17 protein-coding genes are annotated in these 21,309 nt (G+C 64.3%); 10 read left to right on the top strand and 7 right to left on the bottom strand.

Going from position 1 to position 21,309, the window contains the following annotated elements; translation table 11 throughout:
- Positions 1-29: 29 nt before the first annotated feature.
- Genes EN943_RS07245 through EN943_RS07230 form a run of 4 tightly spaced genes read right to left on the bottom strand, consistent with a single transcriptional unit; the run spans position 30 to position 3,993 of the window.
- Complete coding sequence (locus EN943_RS07245) at positions 30-1,061, bottom strand: dipeptide ABC transporter ATP-binding protein (RefSeq protein WP_127412086.1); 1,032 nt, start codon at positions 1,059-1,061, stop codon at positions 30-32.
- Positions 1,058-2,134: an ABC transporter ATP-binding protein gene (locus EN943_RS07240; protein ID WP_127412085.1), complete on the bottom strand. Its 1,077-nt coding sequence runs from the start codon at positions 2,132-2,134 to the stop codon at positions 1,058-1,060. The genes EN943_RS07245 and EN943_RS07240 overlap by 4 nt, the downstream gene beginning before the upstream one ends.
- Before the next feature lie 3 nt (positions 2,135-2,137).
- Entirely contained in the window at positions 2,138-2,980 is an 843-nt protein-coding gene (locus EN943_RS07235) for an ABC transporter permease (protein WP_127412084.1), read from the bottom strand.
- Positions 2,980-3,993 (bottom strand): ABC transporter permease, encoded by a 1,014-nt coding sequence (locus EN943_RS07230; RefSeq protein WP_127412083.1) that lies wholly within the window; start codon positions 3,991-3,993, stop codon positions 2,980-2,982. Before EN943_RS07230 ends, EN943_RS07235 begins: the two co-directional genes overlap by 1 nt.
- A gap of 187 nt (positions 3,994-4,180) precedes the next feature.
- On the opposite strand from EN943_RS07230, the gene EN943_RS07225 reads away from it, so the two are divergent.
- The 5 genes from EN943_RS07225 (at position 4,181) to EN943_RS07205 (ending at position 10,293) form a co-directional block, all read left to right on the top strand.
- Positions 4,181-4,990, top strand: a complete 810-nt coding sequence (locus EN943_RS07225) for an IclR family transcriptional regulator (RefSeq protein ID WP_127412082.1) — start codon at positions 4,181-4,183, stop codon at positions 4,988-4,990.
- Between the two features lie 129 nt (positions 4,991-5,119).
- Entirely contained in the window at positions 5,120-5,872 is a 753-nt protein-coding gene (locus tag EN943_RS07220; protein ID WP_127412081.1) for an SDR family NAD(P)-dependent oxidoreductase, read from the top strand.
- Positions 5,873-6,020: 148 nt separating this feature from the next.
- Positions 6,021-7,370, top strand: a complete 1,350-nt coding sequence (locus EN943_RS07215; RefSeq protein WP_127412101.1) for a glucoamylase family protein — start codon at positions 6,021-6,023, stop codon at positions 7,368-7,370.
- Positions 7,360-8,892, top strand: a complete 1,533-nt coding sequence (locus EN943_RS07210) for a mercuric reductase (protein ID WP_127412080.1) — start codon at positions 7,360-7,362, stop codon at positions 8,890-8,892. Before EN943_RS07215 ends, EN943_RS07210 begins: the two co-directional genes overlap by 11 nt.
- Positions 8,893-9,117: 225 nt before the next feature.
- Positions 9,118-10,293 carry a glycosyltransferase family 4 protein gene (locus tag EN943_RS07205; protein ID WP_245475625.1) on the top strand — a complete coding sequence of 392 codons (1,176 nt, stop codon included), beginning with the start codon at positions 9,118-9,120 and terminating at the stop codon, positions 10,291-10,293.
- 92 nt (positions 10,294-10,385) lie between these two features.
- Here the strand turns inward: EN943_RS07205 and EN943_RS07200 are convergent, their stop codons facing one another.
- From EN943_RS07200 to EN943_RS07190, 3 genes are all read right to left on the bottom strand, one after another.
- The gene (locus EN943_RS07200) at positions 10,386-11,366 is read right to left on the bottom strand and encodes a hypothetical protein (protein ID WP_127412078.1); all 981 of its coding nucleotides are present in this window, start codon (positions 11,364-11,366) and stop codon (positions 10,386-10,388) included.
- A gap of 35 nt (positions 11,367-11,401) precedes the next feature.
- A complete protein-coding gene (locus tag EN943_RS07195) occupies positions 11,402-11,977 on the bottom strand; it encodes a DUF1349 domain-containing protein (protein WP_127412077.1) in 576 nt (191 codons plus the stop codon).
- Positions 11,978-12,066: 89 nt separating this feature from the next.
- On the bottom strand, positions 12,067-13,506 hold the full coding sequence (locus EN943_RS07190; RefSeq protein ID WP_127412076.1) for an aldehyde dehydrogenase family protein: 1,440 nt from the start codon (positions 13,504-13,506) through the stop codon (positions 12,067-12,069).
- A gap of 271 nt (positions 13,507-13,777) precedes the next feature.
- Here EN943_RS07190 and EN943_RS07185 point away from each other — a divergent pair, with 271 nt between their 5' ends.
- The 5 genes from EN943_RS07185 to EN943_RS07165 all read left to right on the top strand — a co-directional run.
- Positions 13,778-14,437 (top strand): TetR/AcrR family transcriptional regulator, encoded by a 660-nt coding sequence (locus EN943_RS07185; RefSeq protein ID WP_032901429.1) that lies wholly within the window; start codon positions 13,778-13,780, stop codon positions 14,435-14,437.
- 211 nt (positions 14,438-14,648) lie between these two features.
- Positions 14,649-17,060, top strand: a complete 2,412-nt coding sequence (locus EN943_RS07180) for an FAD-dependent oxidoreductase (RefSeq protein WP_127412074.1) — start codon at positions 14,649-14,651, stop codon at positions 17,058-17,060.
- A gap of 82 nt (positions 17,061-17,142) precedes the next feature.
- A complete protein-coding gene (locus tag EN943_RS07175; RefSeq protein ID WP_127412073.1) occupies positions 17,143-18,396 on the top strand; it encodes a sarcosine oxidase subunit beta in 1,254 nt (417 codons plus the stop codon).
- Between the two features lie 8 nt (positions 18,397-18,404).
- Positions 18,405-18,671 (top strand): sarcosine oxidase subunit delta, encoded by a 267-nt coding sequence (locus EN943_RS07170; protein WP_127412072.1) that lies wholly within the window; start codon positions 18,405-18,407, stop codon positions 18,669-18,671.
- Positions 18,668-21,309, top strand: a 2,642-nt coding sequence (locus tag EN943_RS07165) for a sarcosine oxidase subunit alpha family protein (protein WP_127412071.1), incomplete at its 3' end; no start/stop codon positions are given. The genes EN943_RS07170 and EN943_RS07165, both read left to right, overlap by 4 nt.

Raw genomic sequence — 21,309 nt, 5'->3', positions numbered from 1 at the left:
TTCCTTCGCGGATGAATTCGGCAGGTCTGTCAGACGATCTTGAACGTGTTGACCGGCTCCGGAAAATGACAGGCTACGCGATGCGAACCGCCAGCCGGATCGAGCGGTGGTTCGACGGCTGCGCAGATCGCCTGCGCCTTGAAGCAGCGCGTGCGAAAGCGGCAGCCGGAGGGCGGGTTGAGCGGGCTCGGCACATCGCCGGTCAGCACGATGCGCTCGCGCTTGCGCTCCTTCTCGGGATTGGCGAGCGGCACCGCCGACAGCAGCGCCTGCGTGTAGGGATGCAGCGCCCTCGAATAGAGTTCGGCCGCCGGCGCAATTTCGACGATCTTGCCGAGATACATCACCGCGACCTGATGTGAGATGTGGCGCACGACCGAGAGGTCATGGGCGATGAACAGATAGGATGTGCCGAAGGATTGCTGGATGTCCTTGAGCAGGTTGAGCACGCCGGCCTGCACCGAAACGTCGAGGGCCGAAACCGGCTCGTCGAGGATCACCACTTGCGGATTGAGCGCGAGCGCGCGGGCGATGACGACACGCTGGCGCTGGCCGCCGGACAGTTCGTGCGGATAGCGCTTGCCATGCTCGGGATTGAGCCGCACCAGTTCGAGCAGTTCGGCGACGCGCGCGCGGCGGTCGGCCGCCGACATGTCGCTCATGCGCAGCGGCTCGGCGATGTTGTCGGCAATGCGCATGCGTGGATGCAGCGACCCGTAGGGGTCCTGGAAGACCAGCTGGATGTAGCGCCGCATCAGGCGCATGTCTTCGTGGTTGAGGGCGAGCAGGTTCTGGCCACGGAACCAGCTTTCGCCGCTGGTCGGCTCGATCAGCCGCATCAGGCAGCGCCCGAGGGTCGACTTGCCGCAACCGGATTCGCCGACGAGGCCCAGCGTTTCGCCTGACGCTACGTCGAACGAGACATCGGCGACCGCACGGACATGGGCAACGGCGCGGTCGAAGGCGAGGCCGCCGCGAACCGGAAAGTCCTTGACGAGATGGCGAACCGACAATGCGGACGCCGGTTTGGTTTCGACTTGAATTTGCTCCGCCGCGCTCATGGGGCCACGCTTCCACTGTCCAGGCTTGCCGCCGCCAGCACAGCACTGTGGAAGGGCGGCAAGGTCGTCGCGAAATGGCAGGCAGAGAGACGGCCGCCAATATCGTGCAAAGGCGGGTCCTCGGTCCGGCAGCGTGCCTCGGCATAGATGCAGCGCGGATGGAAGGCGCAGCCGCCCGGCAAGCGGCCGAGCGCGGGCGGCGAACCGTCGATCGAGAACAGCCGCTCGCGGCTTTCCTCGAGGTTGGGGATCGAGGCGATGAGGCCGCGCGTGTAGGGATGGCGCGGGTCGGCGAACAGCTCGGACACGCCAGCCTGTTCGACGACGCGGCCGGAATAGACGACCGCGACGCGGTCGGCATGGCCGGCGACGACGCCGAGATCATGGGTGATCAGCACCAGGCCAAGGCCGAGCCGCTCCTGCAACGAACGCAGCACCGACAGGATCTGCGCCTGCACCGTGACATCGAGCGCCGTGGTCGGCTCGTCAGCAATCAACAGGTCTGGATCGTTGGCGACGGCCATGGCGATGACCGCGCGCTGGCGCATGCCGCCGGAGAATTCGTGTGGATACTGGTTGACGCGGCGCTCCGGCTGCGGGATCGCCACCAGATGGAGCAATTCCACCGCGCGCGCCATCGCCTGTTTGCGGGTCACGCGCTGATGCAGCCTGACCGCCTCGGCGATCTGGGCGCCGACGGTCATCACCGGGTTTAGCGAGGACAGCGGGTCCTGAAAAATCATGGCGATGCGCGCGCCCCTGATCTTGCGCATCTCGTGTGCCGGTTTGCCGACCAGTTCGTCGCCGTTGAAGCGGACCGAGCCGGTGACCACCGCGTTCTTTGACGTGAGGCCGAGCGCGGCGAGCATACCAACGGACTTGCCCGAGCCGGACTCGCCGACAATGCCGACCACTTCGCCCTTGGCGACGTCGAGGTCGATGCCGCGCACCGCTTCGAACTGACTGCCGGCCTTGCGGAACCCGACCCGCAGGCCGCGTATGGACAGCAGCGGCGCGCGCTCGCCTGCCTTGTCGACTGCGCCGGACTGCGCTGAAGATATCTGTGCGCTCATCGCCTAGTCCGACCTTGGATCGAGAATGTCGCGCAAACCGTCGCCGATGAAGTTGAAGCCGAGCACGATGGTGAGGATGGCGACGCCGGGGCCGAAGGCGATCCACCATTGGTAGAAGTGGACGGCACCATCGGAGATCATCGACCCCCATTCGGGCGTCGGCGGCGTGGCGCCGAGGCCGATGAAGCTGAGCGACGCGGCAAGCAGCACGACCTGGCCGAGATCCATGGTCGCGCTGATCAGCACCGGGGTCCAGCAAAGCGGCAATATGTGTGTGAGCAGCACGCGGCGCGGCCTGGCGCCGGCGGCGATCGCCGCCTCGACATGCTCGCGCTCCTTCACCTCAAGCACCTGCGCCCGCATCAGCCGGGCGTAGACCGGCCACCAGACCAGCACCATGGCGATGGCCGCATTGCCGAGGCCCGGCCCAAGCGACGCCGCAACGGCCATGGCTAGCAGCATCGGCGGGAACGACAAGGTCACGTCGACAAGCCGCATGATCGCCGCGCCGGTCAGGCCGCCGACGAAGCCGGAAATGGCGCCGAGCAGCGAGCCGATGATGACGGCCGAAACGACGACCAGAACCGCGATCGGCAGCGAATGCGCCGCCCCGTGCAAGGTGCGGGCGAGAACATCGCGGCCGAGTGCGTCGGTGCCCAGCCAATGCGCCCAGCTCGGCGGCTGCAAGCGGCGCGCCACCATTTCGAGCGGATCGAACTGCACGACCAGATTGGCGAAGACGGTCATGAACAGCCAGAACAGGATGACGACCGTGCCGATGACCAATGGCGCGGTCAGCCATTCAGGAACGGCGGCGGAACGGGATTTGGTTGCGACCGCCGACATCAGCTCAACCTCACACGCGGATTGGCCACGACATAGAGGATGTCGGTGATGAGGTTGGTGATCAGGAAGGCAAGGCCGCCGACGATGGTGACGCCGATGATTGCCGGGAAGTCGAGCGCGCGCGCCGCCTCGACGGCATAGGAGCCCATGCCGGGCCAGGAAAAGATGGTTTCGGTCAGCACCGCGCCGGTGATCAGATAGGCGAAGGAATAGCCGATGACGGTCAAGGTCGGCACCATGGTGTTGCGCAACGCGTGAACGATGACGACGCGGAATTCGCTCGCCCCCTTGGCGCGCGCGGTGAGCACGAACTCGCGGCTCATCACATCAAGCATGTTGGCGCGCACCAGCCGCGATATGGTGCCCGAAACCGTCCAGCCGAGGACGAAGGCCGGCAGAAGCAGGTGCCGGAGGGCGTCCTTGAAGACGGTCCAGTCGCCGGCCAGCAGCGAGTCGATGGTGAGGAAACCGGTGATGCCGGGCGGCAATGCCAGGCGGGCATCGACCCTGCCCGGCCCCGGCAGCCAGTTCAGCGTGACCGAGAAGATGAACAACAGGCCGAGCCCCGACCAGAACACCGGCAGCGACGAGCCGAACAAGGCGAACAGCCGCGCGCCATGGTCGATCAGGCTGTTGCGAAAATAGGCGGCCAGCACACCAAGCACGATGCCGAGCGTGGTGCCGAAGATCATCGCAGCGAAAACCAGTTCAAGCGTTGCCGGCAAGCGGTAGAGGATGTCGGTGCCGACATTGCGCTTGGTGATGAAGGAGGTGCCAAGATCGCCGCTCAGCAGATTACCGAGATATATCATATAGCGTTCCGGCAAAGGACGATCGAGACCCCAACGCGCCTTGGCGGCGGCCACCACTTCCGGGTTGCTCATCTGCTGTTCGGCGACAATGGCGGTCAGCGGATCGCCCTTGGTCACCGTGGTGATCAGGAAGGCGATCGTGACGATGCCGAGCACCAGAAACGGCATTGCGATAAGCCGGCGCAAAATATAGCGAGACACGTGGCTACCTTCACAAGGAGGGGTTTCGTAAGATGGCACAAGGCGCTGGGACATGCCATCGATGGAAGCATATTGACAGTCCGCGAAAGCCGCTGTCAATATAAATGGAATTTAATTTCATTTTTGATCGACAGCGCCGGCTCCCCCGGCCCGACAGGCGGACGACGACGCCAGAAAGACCCGCAGCGTGCGCAAGCGAGCGACCAGGGACGAGACGGAGCTTGAAGGCGAAGGCGCGCAGCTTTCATCGTCGCTGATGCGTGGGCTCGGCATCCTGCGCGCCTTCCGGCCGGGCGATGCCTCGCTCGGCAACCAGGACATCATTGCCCGCACCGGCCTGCCCAAAGCCACGGTTTCGCGCATCACCTACACCCTGAGCGCGCTCGGCTACCTCCTGTACGACAAGGACCTCGGCCGCTACAGCCTGGGACCGGCCACCGTGGCGCTGGGCTATTCGGCGCTCAGTTCCAGCGCCGTCGTTCACGTCGCCAGGCCGCTGATGCAGCCGCTGGCCGATTTGACGGGGGCGGCGGTGGCTCTCGGCACGCGCGACAGCCTGAACATGGTCTATCTCGCCAACTGCCGGTCGGAGAGTCTTGTCACGCTGCGGCTCAATCCGGGCTCCTACCTGCCGATCTGGAAGACATCGATGGGGTTGGCCTATGCGGCGGCCCTTTCACCCGAGGATCGCGCCGACCTTGTGCGGGCTTTGCAGGAGGCGGAGCCGGACAAGACAGCTATGGTCGCGGCGGCGATCGACGATGCGATCGCCCAATATGCACGCCAGGGCTATGTGACGTCGTTCGGCGCCTGGCACAGCTACATCCATGCAGTCGGCGTGCCGTTCCGTCCGCGTGACGGCTCGCCACTGGTTGCCATCACCTGCGGCGGCATCGGCGAGATCATCACCGAGGACCGCGCGCATGCCGAGATCGGACCGGCGCTGATGGCGATGGTGAAGGCGCTGGGCAGAGAGCTCGAGGGAAATCCCGGGTAACGGGATTGGCCCAGACGATCGGCCTGCATGCCGGCTTGAACTTACCTGGCGGTGACCGCACAGTCGCCGCCGATGGTACAGCGATCGCGTCGTCAGCGTCCATCGGGTTCAGGTGACGGGGGAAATCGGATGCCTATGAATTTTGCAGGACGGTTCAGCGATCGGGTAGCGGTCATCACCGGCGGCGCATCGGGCATCGGGTTGGCGGTGACGCAGAGAATCGTCGAAGAGGGCGGACGGATTTCGGTCTGGGATCGCGATCCCGCCCAGATCGAACAGGCCAAGGCTGTTGTCCCAGGCCTCCATGGCGTGGTTGTCGACGTTGCCAACGCCGCAGGTGTCGAGACTGCCGCCGCACGGACGCTCGAAGCGCTTGGCGGTGTCGATATCCTGGTCACCAGTGCCGCGATCACCGGCCCCAACATGACGACCTGGAATTATACGACCGAGGATTGGCAGAAGGTCATCGACATCAACATCAACGGCGTCTTCTACTGCAACAAGGCGCTCGTGCCGCACATGCTCGAGCGCAACTATGGCCGCATCGTCAACATCGCCTCGATCGCCGGCAAGGAAGGCAATCCCAACGCCTCCGCCTACAGCACCTCGAAGGCCGCGGTGATCGGCCTGACCAAGTCGCTCGGCAAGGAACTTGCCAAGACCAAGGTGACGGTCAATTGTGTGACGCCGGCGGCCGTGCGCACCGCGATCTTCAAGCAGATGAGCCAGGAGCACATCGACTTCATGCTGTCCAAGATCCCGATGGCGCGCTTTGGCGAGGTCGAAGAGGTGGCGGCGCTGATCTGCTGGATCGCCTCGGAAGAGTGTTCGTTCACGACGGCCGCCGTGTTCGATGTTTCCGGCGGCCGCGCCACCTACTGAGGCAGAGCGAATCTCAATTCCGCGTGACGGTGCAACGAACGGGAGCGCACGGGCGTATAGTCCCAGACTTCGAATCGACAATGATGCAACGAAGCTAAGTGGGAAATCATGACAGGGGATGCAGCCATCCGGCGGGAGCTTGCTTCTTTTGCTTAGAGCCGAGCCTGCCGCACTGTCCGACGACGAGCTTCTGGACCGCTATCAGCGCGCCGCCTTCGACTATTTCATCGAGAACGTGAATCCCGAAAACGGTCTGGTCGCCGACACGTCGCGGCCGAATTCGCCGGCCAGCATCGCTGTGGTCGGCTTCGCGCTGTCCAGCTATCCGATCGGCGTCGAGCGCGGCTGGATGGCGCGCGATGCCGCCGCGAAGCTTACGCTGGCCGCGCTGCGTTTCTTCTCGGCCAGCCCGCAAGGCAATGGCGACGACGTCACCGGCCACAAGGGTTTCTACTACCATTTCCTCGATATGCGGACCGGCCTGCGCGTCTGGCGCTGCGAACTGTCGATGGTGGATACCGCATTGCTGATATCAGGCATGCTGGTGGCAGGCGCCTATTTCTCCGGTGACGATGACGAGGAATTCGAAATCCGGCAACTGGCGGAGGCGCTCTACCGGCGCGTCGACTGGCGGTGGGCACAAGGCTCAAGCCCGACCTTGCGACAAGGCTGGAAGCCGAAGGGCGGCTTTCTCCACTATGGCTGGGAGGGCTACAACGAAGCGACGATCCTCTACGTGCTGTCGATGGCTTCGCCCGACAGTCCAACCTCGGACAACAGCTACGAGGGCTGGACCGCGACCTATCAGTGGGAAAACATCTACGGCTACGACGTGCTGTATGGCGGTCCGCTGTTCATGCACCAATTCTCGCATGCCTGGATCGACTTCGACGGCATCCGCGACGCCTTCATGCGCGAGAAGAACTCGGACTATTTCGAGAACAGCCGCCGCTCGACCTACCTGCACCGCGACTATGCGCGCCACAACCCTTACAGCTATAGCGGCTACGACGAGAATTTGTGGGGACTTTCGGCGGGCGACGGCCCAGGCGGCTTTCGCACCAGCGTGGAGCGACAGCGCCGACGGTTTTCCGGCTATGCCGCGCGCGGCGCTCCGTTCGGGCCCGATGACGGGACGATCGCGCCTTGGTCCTATCCGGCATCACTGCCTTTCGCCCCGGAGATCTGCCTGGCGGCGCTGCGCCATCTCGGTGATCGCTACCCCGAGGTGATCGACAATTTCCGGCTGCCGAGCGGCTTCAATCCGACATTGGCGAACCGGCGGAAATTCGGCCGGCACGGCTGGGTGTCGGAAGGCCACTATGGGCTGGATCAAGGCATCGTGGCGATGATGATCGAGAACCATCGATCAGGGTTGATCTGGCGGCTGATGCGGTCAAATCAGCACATCCGCAACGGCCTGCGCAAGGCCGGATTCAATGGCGGCTGGCTGTCTCAGTCGGCAAGCCCGGCGTCAGGTGGCGGCGATGTCGCGTGACCGGGCCAGGACCACCGCCTTCCCCGTCGACAGCAACGACATCGAGCTGATCGCGAGCGCCCATCCGCCGCACTGGCAGAACCCGCAGCCGGACGGGCCCTACAACCTCGTTGTCATCGGTGCCGGGCCGGCTGGGCTGACTGCCGCCTACGAAGCGGCCGGCCTCGGCGCAAAGGTCGCGCTCATCGAGCGCAACCTGATCGGCGGAACTTGCGTCAATGTCGGTTGCATCCCGTCGAAGTCGATCATCCGCACCGCGAGGCTTTATGCCGACATGCGCGATGCCGAGAATTTCGGCGGCGACACGCCGGACCGTCTTCACGTCAACTTTCAGCGCGCCATGACGCGGATGCGGCAGATCCGGCAGCGGATCAGCCGTGCCGATGCCGCCGATAGCCTGGTTTCCGAAGGCATCGACCTTTATTTCGGCGAAGCGCGGTTTTCCGGGAGGGACGCTGTCGTGGTAGCCGGACAAACCTTGCGTTTCAGGAAGGCGCTGATCGCGACAGGCGCGCGCCCCAGGCTGCCGACGATCCCGGGGCTTGCCGAGGCCGGTTATCTCAGCAACGAGACCATGTTCGATCTCACCGAGTGCCCGAAGCGGCTTCTGGTCATCGGCGGCGGCCCGCTCGGTTGCGAGGCGGCGCAGGCCTTCTGCCTGCTGGGCGCGAAGGTCATCCAGGCGCAGCGCGAACCGATGTTCCTGCCCGGCGAGGAACGCGATGCCGCCCAGATCCTTTCGGACGCGCTGGCGCGCGAAGGGGTCGAGGTTCGCCTCAACACCGAGGTGGTGGCGGTACGAACGGAAGGCGGCAAGAAGCTCGCCGACCTGGTGTGCGACGACATCACGACAACGATTTCCGTCGACGAGATCATCACCGGCATCGGCAGATCGCCCAATGTCGACGGTCTCGACCTGGAGAACGCCGGGGTGGCATATGATGCCGACGGCATCAAGGTGGACGACTATCTCCGCACCACAAATCCGCGCATCTATGCGGCGGGCGATGTCTGCCTCGCCTACAAATTCACCCATACCGCCGAGGCAACAGCCCGCATGGTCGTGCGCAATGCCCTGTTTCTCGGACGCAGGAAACTGAGCGAGCTGGTCATTCCGTGGTGCACCTACACTGACCCGGAGATCGCCCATGTCGGCCTCTATCCGGCGGAGGCGCGCCAGAACGGCATCCCGGTCAAGACTTATACAGTGCTGATGCACGACGTCGCCCGTGCGGTGATGGACGGCGAGGAAGAGGGTTTCGTCAAAATCCACGTCAGGGAAGGGTCCGACCGCATCCTGGGCGCCACGGTCGTCGCCAGTCATGCCGGCGAGATGATCAATGCGGTGTCGCTGGCGATCAAATCGGGCATGGGATTGCGTGCGCTGGCCGACGTCATCCATCCATTCCCGACGCAAGCGCATGGCATCAAGATGGCCGGCGACGCCTATCGGCGGACAAGGCTCACCTCATCGTGCAAGCGTCTGGCTGGCCGCTGGTTGGCGTGGTCCAGGCGATGGTGACATTCCGGCAGCTCGCCGCAGCTGGTGCATCTGACATTCAGACGATGCGGCGCTTGACGAAAGCGGCGTTCGGCTGAACAAGTCGAAGCCGATTGTTGTGGTTTTGGAGCCGTTTCGCATGCCGTCTGGAATGAAGCCTCCGGCGCATAGCCCAGAGCGTCCGCTTTGAAGCCCTCGAGCGCACAACCGCCCGACGTTGTCTCCGCCGCGAAAACCGGGCGACGTGTGCTGGTTGTGTCCCACGATCCGGCCTTTCCGCCGATCTCCGGCGCGGATCTGCGGACCTATCGCAATGCTGAGTCTGCTGCGCAATTCGCCCCGGTCTGCCTGGTATCTGTGCTGCCGCAGGCGACGGAAACAACCGATCCGTCGATCCGCACCGAAGCCTTGTCGATCAAGGGAGAGGCCCGCTCCGCCTCGATCGGGTGGTGGCGCATAAGGGCGGAGCGTCGCATCTCACGCGTCGCCTTGACGCGGCTGGAGACACTGGTTCGGGACTTCCGTCCGGACACGGTGCTGATCGAGGGTATCGGCCTGTTCAAGCTGCTGCGGCCTTTGCGGGCACTGACGAAACAGCTCATTCTCGACATGCATAATGTCGAGTCCGACCTGGCGGGACAGTTGCGGCACGTGGATGCGAAGCGGCCCGCGGTGGCGGCGATCAGCGCGGGCCTTGGCATCAGGCGTCTCGAGAGAAAGGCGCTTGCCCTTGTCGACAGGGTCTGGGTCTGCTCGAGCGAGGATCGAGAGCGGCTGATGGCGCTTTCCCGGCACAGACCGCCGATCGATGTCGTTCCAAATGGAATTCCGCACGCCGGGCACAGTCCCGAAACGTTGCCCGCCGAGCCCGGATCCGACGAAAGCTTTCCGGTGATCCTGTTCGTCGGCCATCTCGGCTATCCGCCAAACGTCGATGCCGTCCAGAGATTAGCCGGCTCCATACTTCCGCGAATCCGACGGGTCCTGCCGACCGCGACACTAATTCTCGCCGGGCGTAATCCTAAAACGGCCGTGCAAGCACTGGCAGGATTGCCTGGCGTGAAGCTCGTGGAAGACCCCGAAGACATGGCGCCGCTTCTGTCGAGGGCGCATCTCACCATCATCCCGCTTGCGGCAGGCGGCGGCACCCGCATCAAGATTCTGGAGGCGATGGCGTGGGGCGTGCCGGTGATCGCCACGCCTTTGGCGGCCGAGGGTCTGGATCTGGTCGACGGAGAGGCGCTGCTGCTGTCGGAGACCGATGAAGGGCTTGCCGAGATGGCCGTCGGACTTTGCCTGGATGCGGACCGCAGAGCACGGCAGCGCATCCGCGCGCATCAAGCGGTTTGGGCAAGGTTCGGCCCAGAAGCCATCCGCGATGCAGTCCGCGGCGGGCTGGGGCTGGACGAGGCTGGCGCATGATCCTGCCTCCGCCAGATATGGAGGAGCGGCATCGTTCGACATCGCTTGCAGGAGCCCCGCTTCGCACAGCGTCCAAGCGGAATTTCGTGGCCCTATCGGGATGCGTGCTGAAGTTCTTGCCGAATGGGCTCGAGATAGGTTTGCGGATGCAAGCGTCCCCAAACATGGTCCCGGTCGGTCAGATGCGCGACCTGCTCTATCCAGCGTCTCGGCGCATCTGGGTCCCTGACCTCATGCCAGTCGTCGACGACAATGACCGGCAGGCCGTGGTAGAGCGAGTCGAGCGGCGAGGTCTTGGTGACGACGATGCAGCCGAGATAAAACAGCTCCCATGTCCTATGGCAGTCCAGGCCGTTGCCTTCGGTGGACAGCACAAGCGGGTATTGTGAGTACAGTTGCCAGATCGAGCGCTGCGAGACGCGTTTCGTCAGGAAATCGACATGCGGACATCCGCCCAAGGCATCAAGCAGTTCCCGGCGCTGTCTCGAGCCATTGCTGATGCTGAAATCAGAGAACAGCCTCGGCGGGCGGCGGCCCACATGATCCTGCCGGGCGCGTATGATTTCCAGTTGCCTCACAAGCGCTGCCGGCGTGGTAAGGGACCGAGGTGTGTGAAGATCGAGCCCAATCGGAAAAGGCTTGATCCTTGGATGAGTGCCATCACAATTCTGGCTGTACCAGGAGACTAGGAAAGGGTTGGCGAGAAGCTGGTCCACGGTGCCCTTCGCCAGATCCGACGGCACCGAAGCATCCCCATCGGTCGTCAGCAGCGTGAACGGTGCCGTGATCGTCGGCAGCACGATCCTGACGAACGTGTCGAGGTCGCAGGTTTGAGCATCCCTGGACAAGGTGCTCAGGCGCAGCCAGACGATGCCGTGCGCACCGCTAAAGTGTTGGCGGAAAAATGCCTCGCTCTGTGTCGATGCAGTTGGTGCGCAGCGGTACCAGGGTGGCCCGGCGAAATCGCAGAAATGCCCGATGCCCTGGGACCACAGCACGGGCGGAACGCCGAGAAACCTCAGCGCCTTGGGATAGACGGCTCTTTTCACGCGGTCCCATCGCAACTTGGCCATCGGCAACTCCTAGCCTGGATGGATAACCGAAAGCGTCAATCGTGCAATTCCCGCGATATTGGCGGACCGACGGAGAAATCGGAGAACGTGACCTCGAAACCCTCGCGCTGCGGCGAACAGCACATCATGCCGACATCAACCGTCCTGGAGATCGGAAAGCAGGCGAGCCGCACAGGCTTCCAGTGGCCGTCGGAAGCATCGAGGTACTGGACACGGATCGTCTCGGCGTGACGGGTCAACCGAATCCTGACGCCGTCCGGACCGGCATGAATGGCGACCAGCGACCAGTCCGACGTGTCGTTGGTGACGACGACGGAGAAATAGGCAAGGCCGTCGGTGTACTCGATACCGGCCTTGATCCAGTGCGTTTCGCTGAGCCGGATCATCAGCCCGGCCTGATCATAGAGGACCTGGTAGTCGCCTTTGACCGTGACTTCGGCGCTGAAATCGCCCTCGACCGGCCGGTGCAGGAAGTGGCCGTTGTCGCGCCAGAAGCCGTAGAAGGTCTCGCGCCAGAAATCGGTCTCCTTGCCGGTGCGCACACGAACGCTGTCGCCGTCGATAGAATGGTGCGGCGGCGGGTTAAGCCAGGTCAGGTTCTGCACTGTCATCCCTTCGCGCCGCTCCAATCCAGATGTGCATGGCGAGTTGCCGGCATACTCGACGGCCGATCAGCCCGGCATGATCCGCCAGTGGCCGATCAGCCTGCGAATGTATAGGCCGTCTTCACCGTGGTGTAGAACTCCGCCGCATAGCGGCCCTGCTCGCGCGGGCCATAGCTCGAACCCTTGCGGCCGCCGAAGGGGACATGGAAATCGACACCCGCCGTCGGCAGGTTGACCATCACCATGCCGGCCTCCGAATTGCGCTTGAAGTGGGTGGCGTGCTTGAGGCTCGAGGTGCAGATGCCCGACGTCAAGCCGAAGGGCGTGTCGTTGGCGACGGAAAGCGCCTCGTCATAGTCCTTGACGCGGATGACGCTGGCGACAGGCCCAAAGATCTCCTCGCGCGAACTGCGCATGGCGTTGGTGGCCTCGGTCAGCAGTGCCGGCTGCAGGTAGAAGCCCGGCGTCTTGCGGTCGAGCCGCTCGCCGCCGAAGGCGAGCGTGGCACCTTCCCTGACGCCGATGGCGATATAGTCCTCGTCCTGCTTCAGCTGCGTCGCGTCGACGACCGGGCCGATCTGGGTCTGCGCGTCGAGCGCATCGCCGATGACCAGTTTGCTCATGCGATCCTTGAGGGCATCGACGAAACGGTCATGGATGGCCTCGGTCACGATCAGCCTGGATGAGGCGGTGCAGCGCTGGCCGGTCGAGAAGAAGGCGCCATTGAGCGCGCAATCGACGGCGATCGCAAGGTCGGCATCGTCGAGCACGACCAGAGGGTTCTTGCCGCCCATTTCAAGCTGGAACTTGCGCATGTGTTCGATGCTTGCCGCAGCGACGCGTTTGCCGGTGCCGACCGAGCCGGTGAAGCTGATGGCGTTGACATCGGGACTGTCGAGCATCGCCTGACCGACGACCGAACCCTTGCCCATGACGAGATTGAGCACGCCCTTTGGCAGGCCGGCGCGATGCAGGATGTCGACGATGGTCCAGGCGCTCTCGGGAACCAGCTCGGCCGGCTTGAAGACGACGGTGTTGCCGTGGGTCAGCGCCGGCGCAATCTTCCACGCCGGAATGGCGATGGGAAAATTCCACGGCGTGATGATGCCGACGACGCCGACCGCCTCGCGCGTCATCTCGACGCCGACGCCCGGCCGCACGCTCGGCACGACCTCTCCGGTCAAACGCAACGTTTCGCCGGCAAAGAAGTCGAATATCTGGGCGGCGCGAATGGTCTCGCCGATGCCTTCTGCCAGCGTCTTGCCTTCCTCTCGCGCCAGATTGCGGCCGATCTCGTCCTTGCGCGCCAGAATCTCGTCGGAGGCCTTTTTCAACACCGCGTGACGCGCCAGCGGACCGGAATGGGACCAAGCCGGGAACGCTGCCTTGGCCGCGGCGATCGCCTGCTGGGCCTGTTCGACACCCGCCGAGGCATAGTCGCCGACGACGTCGCCGGTATCCGAGGGGTTGATGTTGCGCGAACCGGCGTCGCCGACCCACTCGCCATCGATGAGGTTCTTTCGAAACAGCGTCATATCGTGTGTTCCTGCTTGTTGGCCGCGCGGGCATCTGTCTGAACTGGTATTTGCCAGACAATTGCGTCGCGGGAAAGCAAACAGTGAGCCAGCAGCCGCGACAAAAATCCCCCTGCTTGCGCCGCGCGGATGGCGGGGTGACGACAACGCCTCATCGAGCCCTCGATGCGGCCAACATCCATGACGCATCGCCCAGCTTCGGTCGATTTACCCTGTACACTTATGTCCATAGCCTTGATTTGCCTGAGGCAGCGTGTCATGCGTCGTGCCGATGGCAGCTCTCGAAACGACGATTCAGCGCGCCGGCGCCACCGGCAACATCAAGGCCACTCGCGAAGACTGGCTAAAGCTTGCGCTTGAAACGTTGATCTCAGACGGTGTCGAACGCGTCCGCGTGCTGACGCTTGGCCAGAAGCTCGATGTGTCGCGCTCCAGCTTCTACTGGTATTTCAAAAGCCGGCAGGACCTCCTCGACCAGTTGCTGGATTACTGGCGGCAGACCAACACCAAATTCATCGTCGAACGGGCCAGGCGGCCTTCCGCGACCGTCATCCGCGGGGTGATGAGCATTTTCGAATGCTGGGTGGACGAAAGGCTGTTCGATCCGCAGCTGGATTTCGCGATCAGGGCCTGGGCCCGCCGCTCGCCCGCCATCCGGCGCGCGCTCGACGAGGCCGACGAGGAACGCGTCAACGCCATTCGCGACATGTTCACGCGCCATGGCTATGAGGAAGAGGACGCCTTCGTGCGCGCCCGCGTGCTGTATTTCATGCAGATCGGCTATTACTCGCTTGAGCTCAACGAGCCGATGAGCAGCCGCCTTCCTCACGTCGCCGGTTATCTGCGCAGCTTCACCGGCCAGGAGCCTCCGGCGGAGGATGTCGAGGACTTCTCGCGCTATGTCGAGAAGACGCTTTCACGCAACCGATAGTACGGCCCGCCCGGCCGCCGCGGCCTGACGATTTCGCTTAGCGCATCAGCCAATAGCAAGCACGGTTTCTGCCGACAGAAGCAGAGAAGCTCTCTGCCGCATCGGCGCAGAGCGGCGTCATGGGCCGTTCATTCCGTCGTCTGTCAAGATCTAGACACACATGTACAATACCGGTAGGGTGCGCCACACTGACTGGGTGGAGTGCGACAGGATGAAATCCCAATATAGGGCGATCGTCATCGGCGGCGGCGTGGTTGGAGCCTCGGTGCTCTATCATCTGGCGAAGCTCGGCTGGAGCGACGTCGCGCTGATCGAACGCGAGGTGCTGACCGCAGGGTCGAGCTGGCATGCGGCCGGCGGCTTCCATGCGCTGAACGCCGATCCCAACATCGCCGCCCTGCAGGCCTATACGATCGACCTGCTCTCCGAAGTCGAGAAGGAATCGGGCCAGAGCATCGGCATGCACATGACCGGCGGCATCTCCGTCGCCTCGGCGCCGGAACGCTGGGAATGGCTGAAGGCCTCCTACCGCATCTTCCAGACCATGGGCATCGACGATGTCCATCTGGTCGGCGTCGATGAGATCAAGCAGCGCTGCCCGATCCTCAACACCGACGGCATGCTGGGTGGGCTTTATGCCGCGCGCGAAGGCCATATCGATCCCTCGGGCGTCGTGCACGCCTATGCCAAGGCAGCCAGGCTGCGCGGCGCCGACATCATCGAGCACAACCGCGTGCTGGCACTCAACCGCCGCGCGGACGGCTCCTGGGACGTGGTCACCGAGAAGGGCACGGTGATTGCCGAGCATGTCGTCAATGCCGGCGGGCTGTGGGCCAAGCAGGTCGGGCGGATGGCCGGCATCGACCTGCCTGTATCGCCGATGGAGCACCATTACCTCGTCACCGAGGCGCTGCCCGAAATCCAGGCGCTGGACAAGGAATTGCCGCTGATCGTCGATCTCGAAGGCTTCACTTACATGCGCCAGGAGCAGAAGGGCCTGCTGCTCGGCATATACGAGATCAACCACAAGCACTGGAACATGGACGGCGCGCCGTGGGACTACGGCATCGAGCTGATCCAGGAAGACACCGACCGCATAGCCGACGAACTGGCGCTCGGCTTCAGCCGTTACCCCTGCCTGGAGAATGCCGGCATCAAGCGCTGGGTGAACGGCGCCTTCACCTTCTCGCCGGACGGCAATCCGCTGGTCGGCCCGGTGCGCGGCGTTCCCAACTACTGGGTGGCGTGCGGCGTCATGGCCGGTTTCCTGCAAGGCGGCGGCGTCGGCAAGTCGCTTGCCGAATGGATGATCCATGGCGAGCCGGAAGCCGATGTCTACGGCATGGACATCGCCCGCTATGGCGATTTCGCCTCCAACCGCGAATACATCAAGCAGACCACCGGGCAGTTCTATTCGCGCCGCTTCGTCATGAGCTATCCCAACGAGCAGTTGCCGGCGGGACGGCCCTTGAAGACAGCCGGGGCGCATGACGCAATGGATGCCGCCGGCGCGCGCTGGGGCAATTCATGGGGCATGGAAGTGCCGCTCTATTTCGCGCCGCAGGGCTTCGTCGAGACACCAACGCTGAGGCGTTCCAACGCCTTCGACATCGTCGCGCAGGAATGCCGCAAAGTGCGCGAAGGTGTCGGCCTGCTCGATATATCCGCCTTCTCGCGCTACGAGATCACCGGGCCGCAGGCGGAAGCCTGGCTCGACCGGCTGCTTGCCTGTGCGCTGCCCAAGCCGGGCCGTGCCAAACTCGCGCCGATGCTGGGTGAAAACGGCAAGCTCAAGGGCGACCTCACCGTCTTCAACTGGGGCGATGGCTCCTGGTGGATCATGGGGTCCTATTATCTGCGCCAGTGGCATATGCGCTGGTTCGAACAGCATCTCGGCGACGGCGTCACCGTCCGCGACATTTCCGACGCCGTCGTCGGTTTCTCGCTAGCCGGTCCCAATGCGCGAATTCTGCTTGAGCGCCTCACACATCAGGACGTTTCGCACCAGGCCTTTGGCTTTCTTGCCTGCAGGACGCTGGATGTCGGGCTGGTGCGGGCAAAGGTCGGGCGACTGTCGGTCATCGGTGAACTCGGCTACGAGATCCATTGCCAGGCCAATGAACACGCGGCGCTGCGCCGCGCGCTGCTGACGGCAGGCAAGGATCTGGGCGTCACCGAATACGGCTTCGGCGCGGTCAATTCGCTGCGGCTCGAAAAGAGTTTTGGCATCTGGTCGCGCGAGTTCACGCAGGATTACACGCCTGATGAGACCGGCATGGACCGCTGGATTGCCTTCGACAAGGGCGATTTCATCGGCCGTGAGGCGGCCCGGAAGGAGCAGAAGGCTCCATCGAGGCGCACGCTGGTGACGCTCGAAATCGGCGCGGCGGACGCCGATGCCAGTGGCTACGAGCCGGTCTGGAACAGAGGCAGGCTTGCCGGCTTCGTCACCTCCGGCGGCTATGGCCATACGGTCGGCAAGAGCCTCGCCATGGCGCTGGTCGACCGCGAAGCGGCCGATATCGATACGCAGTTGACAACCCACATCGTCGGCGTCGAAAGAGGTACGCGCGTCATCGCTTCGTCGCCATACGATCCAGTGGGCAAGGCGATGCGGGCATGACCGATCGAACCGATGACGTCGGTGCGGAAGACCATGCGATGATCCACGGTTCTCCCTCGAAATCAGGCCTGTCCGGCACGCCATGACCCGACGCTACTCCGCCCTGTCGCTGTTCAAGGAGGGCCTGGCCGACCAGACCGGCTGGCAGCCGGCCTGGCGTTCGCCAGAACCGAAGTCATCCTATGACGCGATCGTCATCGGCGGCGGCGGCCATGGCCTGGCGACCGCCTACTACCTGGCCAAGAATCACAACATCGCCAGGGTCGCCGTGCTGGAAAAAGGCTGGATCGGCGGCGGCAACACCGGCCGCAACACCACCGTGGTGCGCTCCAACTACTATTATCCGGAAAGCGTCGAGCTCTACGGTCTGGCGCACCGGCTCTATGAGGGATTGTCGAAAGACCTGAACTACAACGTCATGCTGTCGCAGCGCGGCATGGTCAATCTCTGCCACTCGACCGCCGAAATGGAGATCGGCGCGCGCACCGTCAACGCCATGCAGATCAACGGCATCGATGCGGAACTATTTTCACCTGACGATGTGCGCCGGGTGGCGCCTATCTATAATTTTTCGCCGGACGCGCGCTTCCCGGTGTTCGGCGGCATCTGGCAAGGCAGGGCGGGAACGGCGCGCCATGACGCCGTCGCCTGGGGCTATGCGCGGGCGGCGAGCCGGCTCGGCGTCGACATCATCCAGAACTGCGAGATCACCGATTTCATCATCGAGGGCGGCCGCTGTCGCGGCGTCCAGACTTCGCGTGGCGTGATCCGTGCCGAGCGTATCGGCATGGCGGTGGCCGGGCATTCCTCGGTGCTGGCGGCCAAGGCCGGCTTCCGGCTGCCGATCAATTCCTATGCGCTGCAAGCCTGCGTTTCCGAACCGGTCAAGCCGATCCTCGACACGGTCGTGCTGTCGCCGGGCTGCGGCGTCTATGTCAGCCAGTCGGACAAGGGCGAGATCGTCATCGGCGGCGGCCTCGACCGCATTCCCTCCTATGCCCAGCGCGGCAATCTGCCGACGCTGGAGGGGGTGATTGCCGGCCTGCTGGAGATGTTCCCGATCTTCGGCCAGCTCAAGCTGATGCGGCAATGGGCCGGCATTGTCGACGTCGTGCCGGATTCTTCGCCGATCATCGGCGAATCGCCACTGCCCGGCCTGTTCCTCAATTGTGGCTGGGGCACGGGCGGCTTCAAGGCCATTCCCGCCGGCGGCACGCTGCTGGCAAACCTGCTGGCATCAGGCAAGCACAACGACATCAGCCGTCCGTTCGACCTCGATCGCTTCGCCAGCGGGCGGCTGATCGACGAAGCGGCCGGCTCCGGCATCGCGCATTAGAGGCAATCATGCAGCTTTTCCCTTGCCCGTTTTGCGGCCCCCGCGACGAGACCGAATTCCACTATGGCGGCGATGCCGGCAACATCAGGCCGGATGGCACTGACGTGCCGATCGAGCGCTGGGCTGACTATCTCTATCTGCGCACCAATCCGAAGGGCACGGCGCGCGAAATCTGGGTCCACATGAACTGCGGCGAGTTCTTCGTCATGGAGCGCGACACTGTCAGCCACAAGGTGCTGTCCTCGGCCGCTCTCGGTGGGGAGCACGTCGCGTGACCGCCTCGCGTCTTGCCACCGGCGGCAGCGCCATCGACCGCTCGCGCCCGATCCGCTTCAGCTTCGACGGCACCACCGTGGACGCTTTTGTCGGCGACACCATCGCCTCCGCATTGCTGGCGGGTGATGCCGCGGTCGTCGGCCGCAGTTTCAAATACCACCGGCCGCGCGGCATCTGGGGCGCCGGCGTCGAGGAACCGAACGCGCTGGTCGATCTCGGCGGTAGTGTGCCGGCAACGCCGAACACACGCGCCACGACCGAGCCGGCGCGCGACGGGCTGGTGGCGAGAAGCGTCAACGCCACGCCCAGCGCGCTGGCCGACCGCAACGCCTTCCTCGACCGTTTCGCGCGCTTTATTCCGGCGGCGTTCTACTACAAGACCTTCATGTGGCCGGACTGGCACAGGTTCGAGCCGCGCATCCGCGCCATGGCGGGACTGGGCAAGGTCGATGCGGACTGGACCTCGCCGGGCACAGCCGACCAGATCAACCATCATTGCGACGTGCTGGTGGTGGGCGCGGGACCAGCCGGGCTGGCGGCGGCAAGACTGGCGTCTGGTGCGGGTCTGACCGTCCTGCTGGTCGACGACCAGCCGAAACCAGGCGGATCACTCAGCCACCGCGCCGGTGAGATCGACGGGAAATCGGCGGCCGTCTGGATTGCGGAGACGGTTGCGGAGCTTGCTTCGGCCGGCCAGCTGATCCTGCCTTCGACCACTGCCTTCGGCATTTACGACCACAATCTGGTCGGGCTGAACCAGCGCCATTTCGACGCCCGGCCGGATACTCTGTGGCGCGTTAGGCCGCGCCGGATCGTGTTGGCGACCGGCGCTATCGAGCGGCCGCTGCCCTTCGCCAACAATGATCTGCCGGGCATCATGTCGGCGGATGCGGCACTCGCCTATCTCAGGCGCCACGCCGTGCTTGTCGGCCGCCGCATCGCCGTCGCCACCAACAATGACAGCGCCTATGAGGTGGCCGGGGCGCTTGCCGAGGCCGGCGCCGAAGTCACGCTTGTTGACATCCGGCGCGACGGCACGCCTGCCGCGCCGGCCAATGTCCGGCTGGTCAAAGGGCGTTCTCTCGTATCCGCCAGCGGCAAGCTGCGCGTCGACGGTGTGACGCTCGACGACGGCACAAGGTTGGATGCCGATTGCGTGCTGGTCTCCGGCGGCTGGACGCCGACGATTCATCTCTTCGGCCAGGCCAAGGGCAAGCTCGCCTGGAGCGAGGCGCGCGCGGCCTTCCTGCCGGGCGATCCGGTCGACGGCATCGCCGCGGCTGGTGCCGCCGCCGGCGCGGTTTCCTTGTCGGAGGTGTTTGCTGGCGCCGGCACCGCCGTGGCATCGCTCGGCCAGACACAGTCTGCCCCACCGCGCAGCACTGGACCAGAGGCGACAGGCGGCAATCTGGCGGCATGGCCAATGCCGGGCTCGAAGGGACGCATCTGGATCGACTACCAGAACGACGTGACGGTGAAGGACGTCGAGCTGGCCGCACGCGAAAACTTCGTCTCGGTCGAACATCTGAAGCGCTACACGACGCTTGGCATGGCGACCGACCAGGGCAAGACCTCCAATCTGCCCGGCCTGGCGCTGATGGCCGGAATCACCGGCCGCACGGTGCCGGAGGTCGGCACCACCACCTACCGCCCGCCGTTCACGCCGGTGCCGCTGGCAAGCTTTGCCGGCGCGCGCGTCGGCGAATTGATGGCCCCGGTGCGCCGGCTGCCGCTCGAAAACGTGCACCGCGCCAGCGGCGCCGTCTTCCAGGAATATGGCGGCTGGCTGCGCCCGGTCCACTATGGCGGCAACGCGGACGCGGAGCGTTCGATCGCGGACGAGGCGCGGCGCGCACGCGAGTCGGTCGCGCTGTTCGATGGCTCGACCCTCGGCAAGATCGAGGTGATTGGACCGCAGGCGGCGGCGTTCGTCGATTTCCTCTACTATAACACCATGTCGACGCTGAAGCCGGGCCGCTGCCGCTATGGCTTCATGCTGTCGGAGAATGGTGCGGTCTTCGACGACGGCGTTCTGGTGCGGCTCGACGAACATCGCTTCGTCGTGTCGTGCTCGTCCTCGCATGTCGCTGCCGTGCATGCGCGGCTGGAGGAATGGCGCCAGGACCGTTTTGGCCGCAACGCCGTCTACATCCACAACGCCACATCAGACATGGCGACGCTGACCGTCTCGGGGCCAAACTCCCGAAAACTGCTCGAAACGCTTGGCCTCGGCCTCTCGCTCGACGACGCCGACCTGCCGCATATGGCAATCGGCCACGGCACCTATGCCAGTGATGAGGTCCGCATCGCCCGCGTCAGTTTCACCGGTGACAGGAGCTACGAGATTTCGATCCGGGCCGATCGCGCCGAACCGTTATGGGCGCGACTGCGCCAGGCGGGCCAGGCGTTCGACGCCGTCGTCATCGGCCTCGAAGCGCTGATGATCCTGCGTGCAGAGAAAGGTTTCATCGTCATCGGCAAGGACACTGACGGCACCACGCTGCCACACGACCTCGGTGTCGACGGCCCGCGCGCCAAACGCCAGACCGAGTTCGTCGGCCGCCGCTCGTTGTTCACCGAAGAGGCCTCGCGCGGAAACCGCATGCAGCTTGTCGGACTGGCGGTGCCGCAAAGCGA

The sequence above is a fragment of the Mesorhizobium sp. M7A.F.Ca.US.006.01.1.1 genome, assembly GCF_003997935.1.
Classification (GTDB): domain Bacteria; phylum Pseudomonadota; class Alphaproteobacteria; order Rhizobiales; family Rhizobiaceae; genus Mesorhizobium.
Note: the sequence above shows the minus strand (reverse complement) of the source record. Positions and strands in the feature narration are given on the sequence as shown.

Excerpts from the sequence above, each read along its gene's own strand:
- EN943_RS07175 (WP_127412073.1), top strand. The coding sequence starts at position 17,143 with ATGACCCGACGCTACTCCGCCCTGTCGCTGTTCAAGGAGGGCCTGGCC.
- EN943_RS07210 (WP_127412080.1), top strand. The coding sequence starts at position 7,360 with ATGTCGCGTGACCGGGCCAGGACCACCGCCTTCCCCGTCGACAGCAAC.
- EN943_RS07185 (WP_032901429.1), top strand. The coding sequence starts at position 13,778 with ATGGCAGCTCTCGAAACGACGATTCAGCGCGCCGGCGCCACCGGCAAC.
- EN943_RS07195 (WP_127412077.1), bottom strand. The coding sequence starts at position 11,977 with ATGACAGTGCAGAACCTGACCTGGCTTAACCCGCCGCCGCACCATTCT.
- EN943_RS07190 (WP_127412076.1), bottom strand. The coding sequence starts at position 13,506 with ATGACGCTGTTTCGAAAGAACCTCATCGATGGCGAGTGGGTCGGCGAC.
- EN943_RS07240 (WP_127412085.1), bottom strand. The coding sequence starts at position 2,134 with ATGAGCGCACAGATATCTTCAGCGCAGTCCGGCGCAGTCGACAAGGCA.
- EN943_RS07220 (WP_127412081.1), top strand. The coding sequence starts at position 5,120 with ATGCCTATGAATTTTGCAGGACGGTTCAGCGATCGGGTAGCGGTCATC.
- EN943_RS07245 (WP_127412086.1), bottom strand. The coding sequence starts at position 1,061 with ATGAGCGCGGCGGAGCAAATTCAAGTCGAAACCAAACCGGCGTCCGCA.
- EN943_RS07200 (WP_127412078.1), bottom strand. The coding sequence starts at position 11,366 with ATGGCCAAGTTGCGATGGGACCGCGTGAAAAGAGCCGTCTATCCCAAG.
- EN943_RS07235 (WP_127412084.1), bottom strand. The coding sequence starts at position 2,980 with ATGTCGGCGGTCGCAACCAAATCCCGTTCCGCCGCCGTTCCTGAATGG.
- EN943_RS07170 (WP_127412072.1), top strand. The coding sequence starts at position 18,405 with ATGCAGCTTTTCCCTTGCCCGTTTTGCGGCCCCCGCGACGAGACCGAA.
- EN943_RS07180 (WP_127412074.1), top strand. The coding sequence starts at position 14,649 with ATGAAATCCCAATATAGGGCGATCGTCATCGGCGGCGGCGTGGTTGGA.